Source organism: Nitrosovibrio sp. Nv17 (assembly GCF_900119085.1).
Taxonomy (GTDB): Bacteria; Pseudomonadota; Gammaproteobacteria; order Burkholderiales; family Nitrosomonadaceae; genus Nitrosospira.
In genome coordinates, this window is sequence record NZ_FPIQ01000014.1 from 1 (window position 1) to 12,244 (window position 12,244).

At 61.3% G+C, this 12,244-nt stretch carries 11 protein-coding genes; 7 read left to right on the plus strand and 4 right to left on the minus strand.

What is annotated here, in order from left to right:
* Positions 1–609 precede the first annotated feature (609 nt).
* Both BT108_RS08845 and BT108_RS14170 read left to right on the plus strand, forming a co-directional pair.
* The gene (locus BT108_RS08845; RefSeq protein WP_072294184.1) at positions 610–1,182 is read left to right on the plus strand and encodes a hypothetical protein; all 573 of its coding nucleotides are present in this window, start codon (positions 610–612) and stop codon (positions 1,180–1,182) included.
* Positions 1,183–2,129: 947 nt separating this feature from the next.
* Positions 2,130–2,933 (plus strand): PEP-CTERM sorting domain-containing protein, encoded by an 804-nt coding sequence (locus tag BT108_RS14170; RefSeq protein ID WP_255369678.1) that lies wholly within the window; start codon positions 2,130–2,132, stop codon positions 2,931–2,933.
* 244 nt (positions 2,934–3,177) lie between these two features.
* Here the strand turns inward: BT108_RS14170 and BT108_RS08860 are convergent, their stop codons facing one another.
* From BT108_RS08860 to BT108_RS08880, 4 genes are all read right to left on the minus strand, one after another.
* Positions 3,178–3,411 carry a hypothetical protein gene (locus tag BT108_RS08860; protein ID WP_072294186.1) on the minus strand — a complete coding sequence of 78 codons (234 nt, stop codon included), beginning with the start codon at positions 3,409–3,411 and terminating at the stop codon, positions 3,178–3,180.
* 183 nt (positions 3,412–3,594) lie between these two features.
* Positions 3,595–4,320, minus strand: a complete 726-nt coding sequence (locus BT108_RS08865; protein ID WP_072294187.1) for a flagellar brake protein — start codon at positions 4,318–4,320, stop codon at positions 3,595–3,597.
* A gap of 813 nt (positions 4,321–5,133) precedes the next feature.
* A complete protein-coding gene (locus BT108_RS08875; protein WP_072294189.1) occupies positions 5,134–5,388 on the minus strand; it encodes a hypothetical protein in 255 nt (84 codons plus the stop codon).
* Positions 5,389–5,778: 390 nt separating this feature from the next.
* Positions 5,779–6,663, minus strand: a complete 885-nt coding sequence (locus BT108_RS08880; protein WP_072294190.1) for a DMT family transporter — start codon at positions 6,661–6,663, stop codon at positions 5,779–5,781.
* A gap of 383 nt (positions 6,664–7,046) precedes the next feature.
* Between BT108_RS08880 and BT108_RS08890 the strand changes: the two genes are divergently transcribed.
* The 5 genes from BT108_RS08890 to BT108_RS08910 all read left to right on the plus strand — a co-directional run bounded on the left by BT108_RS08890 (position 7,047) and on the right by BT108_RS08910 (position 12,240).
* Positions 7,047–7,748 carry a DUF2325 domain-containing protein gene (locus BT108_RS08890; RefSeq protein ID WP_072294192.1) on the plus strand — a complete coding sequence of 234 codons (702 nt, stop codon included), beginning with the start codon at positions 7,047–7,049 and terminating at the stop codon, positions 7,746–7,748.
* 420 nt (positions 7,749–8,168) lie between these two features.
* Complete coding sequence (locus BT108_RS08895; RefSeq protein ID WP_072294193.1) at positions 8,169–8,627, plus strand: chemotaxis protein CheW; 459 nt, start codon at positions 8,169–8,171, stop codon at positions 8,625–8,627.
* Positions 8,628–8,629: 2 nt separating this feature from the next.
* Positions 8,630–10,111: a CheR family methyltransferase gene (locus BT108_RS08900; protein ID WP_072294194.1), complete on the plus strand. Its 1,482-nt coding sequence runs from the start codon at positions 8,630–8,632 to the stop codon at positions 10,109–10,111.
* On the plus strand, positions 10,108–10,686 hold the full coding sequence (locus BT108_RS08905; RefSeq protein WP_072294195.1) for a chemotaxis protein CheW: 579 nt from the start codon (positions 10,108–10,110) through the stop codon (positions 10,684–10,686). Before BT108_RS08900 ends, BT108_RS08905 begins: the two co-directional genes overlap by 4 nt.
* A gap of 90 nt (positions 10,687–10,776) precedes the next feature.
* A complete protein-coding gene (locus BT108_RS08910) occupies positions 10,777–12,240 on the plus strand; it encodes a HAMP domain-containing methyl-accepting chemotaxis protein (protein WP_072294196.1) in 1,464 nt (487 codons plus the stop codon).
* Positions 12,241–12,244: the final 4 nt, after the last annotated feature.

The window sequence follows — 12,244 nt, forward strand, 5'->3', positions numbered from 1 at the left end:
GCTTCCCCAGTGAAGCATCATCTTACTTGCATCACAAACAAAATCTGAATATCTCTGATCATACAAGGATGGGTGGAGCGCAGCGTAACCCATCAAAACCTGTGGAAAGTCCCCGTAGCAACCCATCATCGGGATGAACCACCTTGACCCAGCGGTTCCATGAATTCGGTGGGTTGCGCTCCGCTTCACCCACCCTACAATTTCACCCACTCCCTGAAAGCATCCGTAGGATGGGTGGAGCACAGCGCAACCCATCATTTCTTCCGGAAAACGCCGCGATGGGTTGCATTTCATTCCATCCATCCTGCCTGGTTTGATCTTTTGAAACACTTCCGTATAATCCCAATAAAGTCTATTTATTAACGCACATACCGAAACACAAACCAACGCGACGCTCGGAGCGCCGAAAAGCGCGCTGAAATCCGAACGCATGCCTTGATTCCCGGAAACACGTCCGATTATTCATATTTGTTGCGGAAACCCTCCAATGACCTGGAGTATTCAATCGTACGCTGCACGATCATTCCCGGCAGTCCTGTGGAATCAGGATGAAGTGCGTGGAGCCGAGGATGTCACCATTCCCAATCGATTCAGTGAGGACATGAGATCATGCCGTCGCCATTGAAAGTGGACGAAGACGGGAACTGTCCGGATTGGCGCCCCCATTTCCGGAAGCTCACCCTGACTGACGCGAGGCTCGTCTTTTACAGCCACACCAAGGAGGGCCTCGCGAACTTCTTCCGCGAAAAGTCCGACTTGAAGGTCTGGGGCGGCGACGCCTTTGTGATCTACGCATATCGTGGGCGGTACTCGAAAACGCGTAAGTTCGGCAAGACCGAGATGTACGACTCGATGGATCTCGGCCACAATGGTTGGAAGGCCGGCGTGTTATCGCACGCGGGCGTGGACCTCCCGCTGCCCGAAGGTGTGCAGGACCTGATCGAGGAGGCGCTCCCGCACATCCTGAGTACCTCCCGTTATTATGTCGGTTTTCAGCTCTTCAAGTCTGGGTCTGTGGGTAAGGATAAGGGCAACTACTCATACCCTCCTGATAAGGCCCACCTCCTGCACGGCCAGAAGACGCTGGAGATACTTACCCATGGCAAGAAGGAGATCTCGTTCAAGGATGTGGCGCAGAAGCTGGGCGAAAAGGGTTGGACGGGGATCGTGGATCTTCCCTGAGATTTCCGGGGGGCGGGCATGACTGGCGGCCTGGCGTGTCCCGCGCGCGCCGGCTGGTCTACGTGAACGTCATCGATCTCAAGGTGCGCGCACCGGATTGCCTGCCGCTCTCGGCGCGGAATCGGCAATGCGACGTCCGCCTGTTCCTAGGCCTTCCTGAAACGCGCCTTGACGGCCTCCGCCTCGGAGTCCTTCTTCTGCGCGCGCAGCATCCGTAGCATCCGTAGGATGGGTGGAGCGCAGCGCAACCCATCATCTCCCGCAGAACGCCGCGGTGGGTTGCATTTCATTCCACCCACCCTACCACCACCCGCCGCATCCGTAGCATCCGTAGGATGGGTGGAGCGCAGCGTAACCCATCAAAACCTGTGGAAAGTCCCCGTAGCAACCCATCATCGGGATGAACCATCTTGACCCATCGGTTCCATGAATTCGGTGGGTTGCGCTCCGCTTCACCCACCCTACAATTTCACTTCACTCCCCGATAACATCCGTAGGATGGATGGAGCGCAGCGCAACCCATCATCTCCCACAGAACGCCGCGGTGGGTTGCATTTCATTCCACCCACCCTACCTGACTGAACATCGAGATTCTGATCTTCGGTGGAGACGCGGGCATACCGGATCTTCATCCCAGGCCGCATCCCTTCTCATGCCGTACACCTGCCAACATGCACATGGAACGGGACTGGCGCCCTCCGTACGTTCCAGAAAGGAACCTTTTAGGGATTATACTGAAGCGCTTAAAAAGATCAAGAAAATCCGAGCCCATTCCTTATCGGGCTCTTCTTTTCTTCACCATCCCAAAGACGTTCCTTTGTTGGACGATGCGCACACCCCGATCACAACCGTTCGAGATCCACGGGCACGAAATCAGCATCTCCCTGCAACGAATCCACCGGCGGGTGAATCCCCGGTTCCTTGACGCAAAAATTTGGAGGCTGTGGATGAAAACCAATATTAAATTGTTCGTAGTTTTATCTTCCGCGTTAATCGGTTATACGACTTCAAGCATGGCCGTAGCAGCAAATGTAACTTTTACGGATAGTACTTTTAATCTTTCAGATTATTCAATTTCAAAATATCAAAATTCCAACATCATAGACGTCACGGTAAGCCAAACTTCATCAGGAAATCCGGGCCCTGCTCTTCAAATTGAAATACATTTCCCCAGGACATTTGAAAGCGTAATTAATGCTTCACAATACTTAATAAATACCACTTTTCGCTATGATCCCAGCGTTCAAGGGGAGATAGATTCAATTAGCGTATCATCAGATTTGCAAGGTGTAGTCATCCAGAACGGGGCGTCTGTTCCCTTCAATCCTGTTGGCGGCAGGAACGGAGGTGGTTTAATGTTAATAAAACAAGGAGAACAGCTTTACACCAATCTACTTGGTGCAGGTTCCCCTGTTGTCGGAGGCAACAACTTTGGCTTTACACACGCTGATGGGCTTAAGGCGTCGGATTTTGGGCTCATCACCAATCTTGTCACTATACAAATAGATAATACACGGCATCCCAGCTTTACCAGCGGTGTTTTGGAATTTGGATTTCCAATGGGTCTTTATGGTACAAACTTATTCGGATTTCCCGAGACTACTGGCATTGTAACGATAGATAATCTGAGCTTTACCGTTTCTTCCGTGCCCGAGCCCGAGACCTACGCCATGCTGCTGGCCGGGCTCGGTCTGGTTGGCTTTGTCGCGCGCCGCGGAAAGCGCTCCCGAAAAGCAATGGCCAGCAGGTAGCACTGCCCCGCGAGGATGGCCGCTGCCGGGTTTTGCGGTAACGAAAGGGAAGACATGGGATTCCCGGTGGCCGGGACAGCCAGAAGACCGGTTGTCCCGGCCACCGGCCGGCCTGATCTCGATCTCCTGCCCCTTCGAGAGCCGTGGAGCACGGTATCGACTCATGGCCCACAGACGCACCGGACGGTCGGCCCGATCCCACGAGGCATGCCCGGATTCGTGCGGAAGCGGCCGCGCCGCCCCGTCAATGCGTGCCGGACAGCGCGTCGGGATCGTCGTCCACCCAGGCCCGCGCTTCCGCATGGGCTGCGCTCCGGGCTTCCGCCTCATCCGCGACCGGCGGGGAAAAGCTTTCGTAGACCACCACGTTCTCCCGGTCGAGAATCCTGTATCGCCCGTTCCACAGGTTGACGGTGTCGTCATGTTCCAGGCTGACCATGACTTTGTATCCCTTGTATTCGGTCTGATCGATCTTCATTCGGCCTCCTGCCGTTTCACGCGCCCGAGGCGCACGCCCATCCGGCTGTGCGCGACATTTCCACACCGCATGCCACGCTGCCGGAAAATCGCTTCCATGATGAAGAAAACGGGGCGGATGCTCCGTTCGATGGGCAACACTGCGCGCCGTGCCGCGGGCGGGGCACGGGGGCACGGGCCGCGGCTAGCGCACTCGATTGCGCTCCAGTTCCAGCCTGTTGATGTAGCGCTGGACCATGGACAGCATATACTCCTGCGGGTCGACGTACACGCACCGGATGCGCTGACCCGGCTGGCGGAAATCCCGGGAGGCGTCGCACACCTGCAGGTTGGCCCTGGCCGCGCCCACGCCGGGTAATTCCATCAGGCAATCGCGATAGATGACGCCTTCCTTGAACTCGATGGCGGAGTGCGTGTCGATGATCGCCACGCCGCCACGGCTGATGTCGTGCAGGGCGACCTCCACGGCCGGCGGGACATCCCGCTTCCGGACAGGGAGCGGGATGATACACTTTGCCGGGACGATCTCCGGCACGCTGGCCCGGAAGTATTCCCTCTTCTGGATGCGCAGCAGCGTCTCCGGCACGGGCATGAGAAACACGTCGCGTCCGTTGATCCGGGCCTTCTCCACGTCGTCGCACTCGAACTGTATCTTCACGCCGTCGGGAAACGTCGTGATATTCAGCTTCTCGGCCTTCAGCACTCGTCCCAGGGCATCGTCGCTGCCACAGTCGAGCGCCAGCGTACGTTGCTCGGCATCGATATCGATGATCGTCGTCAGCACGGGATCCTTGCCGTCGCCGCATTGACAGGTCAGCAACGACCCCGTGCGCATGACGGACTTCAGGATGGAGAGAATTCCCGTTCCGGAATAGATGCGGTACGACTCGTTGTCACCCTGCTCTGGCATGGCCGGCTGATGCGAAAATGGTGCGCTAACCTGAACCCAGGTCCCGACGCTGCTGATTTTCTGCGTCCCTATGAATCACGTCAATGAAAATTTTCTGTCATACTCACAAAAATTTTTCAAAAAGTTCAAAAATTTCGGAACTTTCCATATTGACGTCAGTCAAATTTTCGCGGTTGGGTTGCCCATGTTTGTAGTATGGTCATTTCCGAGCATCCTGCCCGTATACGATAAATACCTGAAAGCAAAGGAGATGTTTAGGGAGGCGTACTGACCAGACTTAGAGAACGAGGCACGACATGTGGATGGTCAAATTCTTGAGCATCTCGATCCTTAAAGGAGGTAATCATGGAACTGACAATTCTCGTAGTAGGCATAGTCGCCGTGGGTCTGTGGTTCTTTCTGTCCAAAGATGGACGGCATGAATAGAACCGAGCCTGTAACCCTGCACAGGAAAAGCAGCAGGGATAATCTTCTGGCTTCGCATACTCGACGAAACCAGGACTGACAGTTTTCCTAGCCGGTGCTCTTTCCGTGATCCCTCGGGAGCATCGGCTTTCTTTCACCTGTTTCCATCCCGCAACAAGGAAGTCCCATCCACGCCCCGGTATCGTTCTCGCCGGGCCTCGCCCCCTTCCCGCGCCTGGGGCCGCAGGCGAAAATTTCTGGTCCGCCGCGGGATGGCGTGGAGCGGATCAACAGGGGCAGGATCGGTGGCGTGCAGCAACCCATCATCTCCCGCAGAACGCAGTGCGATGGATGCATTTCATTCCACCCATCCTGCCTGGCCGCCGCTGCGGGCGGGGGTTTTTCCCCTCAGTCCCGGTGCGCCTCCGCGTTGACGGCACCGCCCTCGCTGTGGGGATGGCGCAGCTGCGCCAGCAGATGTGCGGATACGTTCATGACGAAGGGCACCAGCAGGATCGCAACGACGAGCACGAGCAGGATCGTATGCACCCCGACTTCGGTTTCGCCACGCGCCACCCTCCTGAAGAATCCCATGCACAGGTAGATCAGGCCGATCGCCAGCAGCAGGCCGAGGATCAGGTAGTCCATTCCGTTCGTGAACATTGGTTTCCGGATGCTCCCGACCCACTTCGCCTTGCGCGCGCCCGAAAGGCAACGCCGCTCATCGTACCACACCCACCCTGGATACGGAGCATAGCGGATCCATAGATCTGAGATTCTTGTGAGGAGTCATAGGGCCAGCGCATGAATGATTGAACAGGACGGTGGATCTACCAATATCACATAAAATGATTAAAATGATCATGCCACTTGCGAAACAGCATGGCAGCCGGCGTCCTGTCATACATATCCACAATACGTTTGATGATGAACGCCTTCTCCAAATAATAATCCGCGTCGAACGCCGACGCATCTCCTCTTTCTCCTCTCTCCTCTATCCTCTCTCTGCACCCGCCGCCTCCCGGCGGGTTTTTATTGTCGTCGCGATGACGCTCAGTCCAATGGAGCGGCGCCGGAACCGGAATGGCGGCGTGCGCCGATCACGCACGCCACGACCGCTACGGCCGTGCCCAGCATGCCCGCCTCGATGGGTTCGTGCAGCAGGACGGCTGCCAGCAGCATGCCCAGGAAGGGCTGCAGCAGCTGCAACTGGCTGACGGCGGCGATGCCGTCCTGCGCCAGTCCGCGATACCAGAAAATGAATCCGATCAGCATGCTGAACAAGGATACGTAAGCCAGGGAAATCCAGGCGGGCATGCCGATCTGCTGCCAGGTCGGCGGCTGGGTCATGATGCTCAGCACCGCTGTCAGCGGCAGCGACAGCACCAGCGCCCAGGAAATCACCTGCCAGCCGCCCAGATGACGCGACAGGCGTCCGCCCTCCGCATAGCCGTAGCCGCAGGTCATGACGGCCATCAGCATCAGCAAATCCCCCTGCATGGATGTAGGCAGGCTATGCGTCAGCGCGAACCCGGCCACGCAGAGGCCGCCCGCCGTGGCGAACAGCCAGAAGGCCGGGGGCAGGCGTTCACCGCCCCGCAGCACGCCAAAGATCGCAGTGGCCAGCGGGAGCAGGCCCACGAAGACGAGCGAGCGGGCGGCCGTGATGTGCTGCAAAGCCAGGGCGCTGCACAATGGAAACCCGACCACCACGCCGCATGCCACCAGCAGCAGGCTGGCGATATCGCCATGCCCCGGGCGTTCTGCCTTCAGGATGCGCAGCAGGAACAAGGCCAGCACCCCTGCAATCGCAGCCCGCATCGCCGTCAGGAAGATCGGGTCGAAATCGACCACCGCCACGCGGGTCGCCGGCAGCGAGCCGCTGAAGATCATGACGCCGATGAAACCATTGAGCCAGCCGCCGGAGGCCTGCTTCACTCCGCCCCCGGCGGTCGCGGCCCCGGAAGCCGTTTTCCCCGGTCGCCGGCTTCCTGCCGCGGGTGGATCGCTGCCCTCCCCGCGGCGCCGATGCCAGGATTCGCGGCCGCCTCCAGCCGCGCGGACGCCCGGTGGAAGATTTCCCGATCGGGTATTGCAATTGCCGGGGCATTCATTGTATTATAATGATAATAGTTCTCATTATCATTCCATGACTTCAAAACATCCTGCGCCTGGCGCCCTGAAAATGGAACGACCGAAGGACAATCCGCACTTCCCGAACCGTGCAGCCGCCATGATACGTCCATTCTGCATCTTCCTCCATGCATACCGGCCGTCGCGGACGATCGCCCTGCCACCCAGCAAAGTAAAACGGAGATAGCATGCACCCTCATTCGACGCGAAACACTGTCCAGCTTGCCCGGCCCCGGCGGCCCAGCCCGCTGCAATATCGTCTGCAGGCGCTCAGGGGAGCCCTGGCGCATCTCATCGGCAGGCTGATCGGAAACACCCGGACCCTGCATCTGGCCGCCACGATGACGAGCCTCCCCGGCGTCCGCCCGGAACAGGGCGTGGAAGCGGTTTCGCAAGCCGGATCGCCCGGCGGACAGCCGGGGCGCGCCCCGCTTCCGCCCATGGTGCTGATCCGGAGCTGCCTGAGGGCGCGTCCGGCCCCGTCCCCGGACGCGGATTCCCCGGTGCGGCTGATCAAGGCGCCTGCCATCCCTGCCGTTGCCGAAGGCGGCGACGAGGCGGGGAGCACACGCTTCGATCTCGGCGGCCTCTGCATCCTGTGCGTGGGCGGCCGCGCCACCCTGTACCCCGCGTACCGCCGCCTGATCGAGGCGTCAGGCGGGCATTTCCTGATCTATCGGGGCGATCCCCAGGAAAAGATCAGCTATCTTCCCACCCTGCTCACCCGCGCCGACGCGATCATCTGCCCCGTGGACTGCGTCAATCACACCGTTTACTTCGCCATCAGGCGCTATTGCACACGCTTCGGCAAGCCCTGCGCAATGCTGGAACGGTCGGGCCTTCCCACATTCCGCAGAGGCGTGGAAATGCTCGCCGCAGCCGCTTCCTGATTCCTCCCGAGGCTTTCCGGCACCGGGGCGGTCGTGCGCGGTACCGCGCCCTCCCCGCCGTCCCGGTTCCATCGTTACCTGTAAGATTTTACAGCTGTCTAAAGTCAACATTCTGTAGTCTCATCACTCCAATGCAATCCACACCGGCAAAGGAGGCGACGGGGACCGCCGATCAGTATACGCCAGCTATTCCGGAGGATCGGCCTGAAGCGGGACCGCATCTTCCAGATGAATCCGAAAGATCCGCTTGTGGACAGGGCGGCCTCGACACCCACCCTCCGATCCTCGATCGGTTCCGATAGCCGCCACCGGCACGCGACGGCGAGGGTGCCGCCCATGACACGGGAGCCAAATCTTCACTAACGGAAACCGGTGCCACATGAAACACCCTGCTCCCCGCCGCTCTTCACATGCCCTCGAATGGTCGACCCATACCTCGTCTTTCTGCTGGATGATCGGCGCCACGCACTGCATTTGTCCGTGGTCGACAGGGTCGTGCACATGGTCTACGTCACCCCCTTGCCGGGCGCGCCGGACATCGTGCTCGGCGTCGTCGACATGAGAGGCCGGCTCATGCCCGTGGTCGACGTCCGGAAACGCTTCGGACTGCCCGGGCGCCGCCCCGCGCCGGCCGACCAGCTCATCGTCGCACGCATGAAACAGGAGCCCGTCGCCTTGGCGGTGAACGACACCCTGGGCATCGTCGAGTGCGCCGACCAGGAGCGGATTCCGGTATCCGGCATCCTTCCCGGCGTACCGTACTGCAACGGGGTCATACGGACCCGGGACGGCCTGATCCTGATCCACGACCTGGACGCCTTCCTCTCCCTGACAGAGGCCGCCGCTCTGGACCGGGCGCTGGATGCCGCCGGGAGGTGACCATGCAGGCCGCCCTTCCATCCCCCCTGCTTTCGCAACTGAGCCGGCTGCTCGCCGTGCAGATGGGATTGCACTATCCGGCCGAGCGCTGGCGCGATCTCGAGCGCGGCATCGGCGCCGCCGCACCCGAGCTCGGCGTGGACGACGCGCGCACCTGCGCCCAGCTGCTGTCGTCCGCCCCGTTGACCTGCCGCCAGATCGAGGTGCTCGCCCGGCACCTGACCGTCGGGGAAACCTACTTCTTCCGCGGGCAGAAATACTTCGACGCGCTCGACGCGCACATCCTCCCCGCCCTGCTGGAGCGCAGCGCCCGGGATAACCGGCCGTTGCGGATATGGAGCGCGGGATGCTGCACCGGGGAGGAGCCGTATTCCATCGCCATGTCCCTCGACAAGCTCATGCGTGGAAAGGAATGGAAGGCGGTCATCGTCGCCACCGACATCAACCCGGCCTTCCTGGAGAAGGCAGCGCGGGGGATCTACGGGGAATGGTCCTTCCGGGAAACCCCGGCCTGGATCAGGGAGCGATATTTCAAGCGCAGGAAGAACGGGGAATTCGAGATCGTCCCGCACATCCGCAGGCGCGTGGCATTTTCCCACCTGAACCTCGCAGGCGGTTCCTACCCTTCCCCCGACGGCAGCTTCAACGCGATGGACATCATTTTCTGCCGCAACGTGCTGATGTACTTCAATCCGGAAGGGATCCGCAGAACCGCCCGGAAACTCCACCGGTCGCTCGACCGGGACGGCTGGCTGATCGTGAGCCCCGCGGAGGTATCCGTCAGCCTGTTTCCGCAATTCGAGGCGATCTCCTACGAAGGCTCGATCTTCTATCGCAAGACGGAAAGGGCCCCGGCACGAGCGGACGCACCGCCTCATGTGCCGCCGCCATCGCACGCCGCGGATATCCCTGCGCCAGCGACGCCGGCATCCGGCCATGCCGGATGCGCAGGCGGCGCGTCCCCCCGGCTGCGGGACACACTGGCCGAACCTTCGCCGCGTGCATCAAGCCTCCCCTCCCGGGCGGACGCGCACGCCGCCGTCCCCGCAAGCCCTGCCGCCGCGGAAACGCACTATCAAGCCGCCCGTTCCTGCGCCGACGCAGGAAATTTTCCCGAGGCGATCGAATGGTGCGAAAAAGCCATCAGCGCCGACAAGCTCAATCCGGCGATCCATTACTTCCTGGCCAACCTGAAAAACGAGACCGGGAACGGCGCCGCAGCCATGGAGTCCCTGCAGCGCACGCTCTATCTCGACCCCGATTTCGTGCTCGCGCACTTTTCCATGGCGGCCCTGCATCTGTCGCATGGCCGCACGCGGGAAGCAAGGCGGTGCTTCGGCAATACCTGGTCCCTCCTGCAGCGGCTGCCCGCCGACATGCCCCTGCCGGAGTCGGAAGGCATGACCGCCGCAGGCCTCATCGAGATCATGCGCACGCTCGACCCCCTCGATGCCACGCCGGACAACGGGAAAGGAATCACATGAACCAGCGGCTCTCCCCGCCTGAAACGGCGGAAGCGGATACGGCGCGCGCCTTGGAGGAAACGCAGCGCACCCTGAAGGCAAGGGCGCTGGCGCTGGCGCAGGCACCCCTGCCCGCAGGGGAGGAAGGCCAAGGGATCCTGCAGGTCATCGAATTCCTGCTGTCGAAGGAGCGTTTTGCCGTCGAATCCGGCCTGGTGCGCGAAGTCGCGGTGCTGGAGAACCTGGCACCGCTGCCGTGCACTCCGGCCTTCGTGCTGGGAGTGGTCAACCTGCGGGGAGAAATCCTGCCGGTCATCGACCTGCGCCGATTCTTCGACATGCCGGAGCAGGGGCTGGCCGATCTCGACCGGATCATCGTGCTGCAGTCCAAGACCACCACGTTCGGCATCCGGGCGGACGCCATCGTCGGCCTGCGCCGGGTCCCGGCGGCGGCGATCCAGGCGCCGCCTCCCACCCTCACGGGCATGCACCGCGACTATCTCACGGGCGTGGCCCCGGGGCCGCTGGCCATCCTCGACGCAGCGCGGCTCATGCACGATCCGCGCATCGTGGTGGAGGAGCACGTGGATGAATGAGGCACAGCTGCCGTGGCGCACCTTCCCCAGCCGCGCCGCATGCCCGTCGCTCCGGGGGCTCGTCCGGACTCGAGCCAGGAGGGTCAGGGCATGAGCATCAGCAGGAAAATCATCGGGGGATTCATCGTCATCCTGGCGCTGCTCGCGCTGGCGGCCGGCATTTCCCTGTACGCGCTCAATCACACCCAGGACAGCTACAATCGCTTCCTCAATGTGGATGAGCGCCTGCTGGAAAGCACCAATGAACTGCGCGCTTCCCTGTATGCCCAGCAGACCTACCTGCGCGGCACCCTGCTGTACCCGGAACTCAGGGCGGAGCATGAATCGCTGCTGCAGTCGAACGGGGAGTATTTCCGGCAGGTCATCGAGAAAATGCGGCGCCTGATGAGCACCGACGGGGAAAGCAGTCTCATCGACGATTTCGAGGCGCGGCAGGCGCAGCTGGAAAAGGCCCAGCAGGACATCATCCGGCTGGTGAGGGAAGGCAAGCAGGAGGAAGCGCGTCTGCTGACCATCCAGACATATCGTCCCCACGCCGACGCCACCATCGCCCAGGCGAGGGATTTCTACGAGCAGCAGTCGAAACAGATGGGAAAAGCCAGGGCCGAGCTTACCGCCAACGTGAGGCACACCACCCTGCTCACGGCGGCCGTCAGCCTGCTGGCCATCGTTTTCGGGTTGTGGATCGGCATCGCCCTCGGCCGCCTCATCACGCGGCAGCTCCGGGAGAGCGTCGCGCAGCTGTCCTCGTCGTCGGCCGAGATCCTCGCCACCACCACCCAGGTCGCCTCGGGCGCCGCCGAGACCGCGGCCGCCGTGAGCGAAACCACCGCCACGGTGGAAGAGGTGAAGCAGACCGCGCAACTGGCGAGCCAAAAGGCGAAGCACGTCTCCGACAGCGCCCAGAAGGCATCGAGCGTCTCCCAGGCCGGCCGGGAGTCGGTCAACCAGACCATCCAGGGCATGCACCACATCCAGGAGCAGATGGAAGCGGTGGCGGGCAGCATCCTGCAGCTGTCGGAGCAGGGACATGCCATCGGGGAAATCATCGCGACCGTCAACGATCTGGCGGAGCAGTCCAATCTCCTGTCCGTCAACGCGGCGATCGAAGCCGCGCGCGCCGGCGAGCAGGGCAAGGGCTTCGGCGTGGTGGCGCACGAGATCAAGAGCCTGGCGGAGCAATCGCGCCAGGCCACCAGCCAGGTGCGCAGGATTCTGGGCGACATCCAGAAGGCCACGCATGCGGCGGTATTGGCCACCGAGCAGGGCAGCAAGGCGGTCGCGGCGGGCGTGAAACAGTCGACTGAAACGGGGGAAGCCATCCATCTCCTGTCCACCAGCATCGGCGAGGCGGCGCAGGCGGCGACCCAGATCTCGGTATCCAGCCAGCAGCAGATGGTGGGCATGGATCAGATCGTGCAGGCCATGGGCAGCATCCGGCAGGCCAGCGAGCAGAACGTGGCGGGAACGAGGCAGGCGGAAGCGGCAGCCCAGGGGCTGTACGAGATGGGCAGCCGGCTGAGCGCCATGATCAGCGGCAGAACGGACCGATAGGACG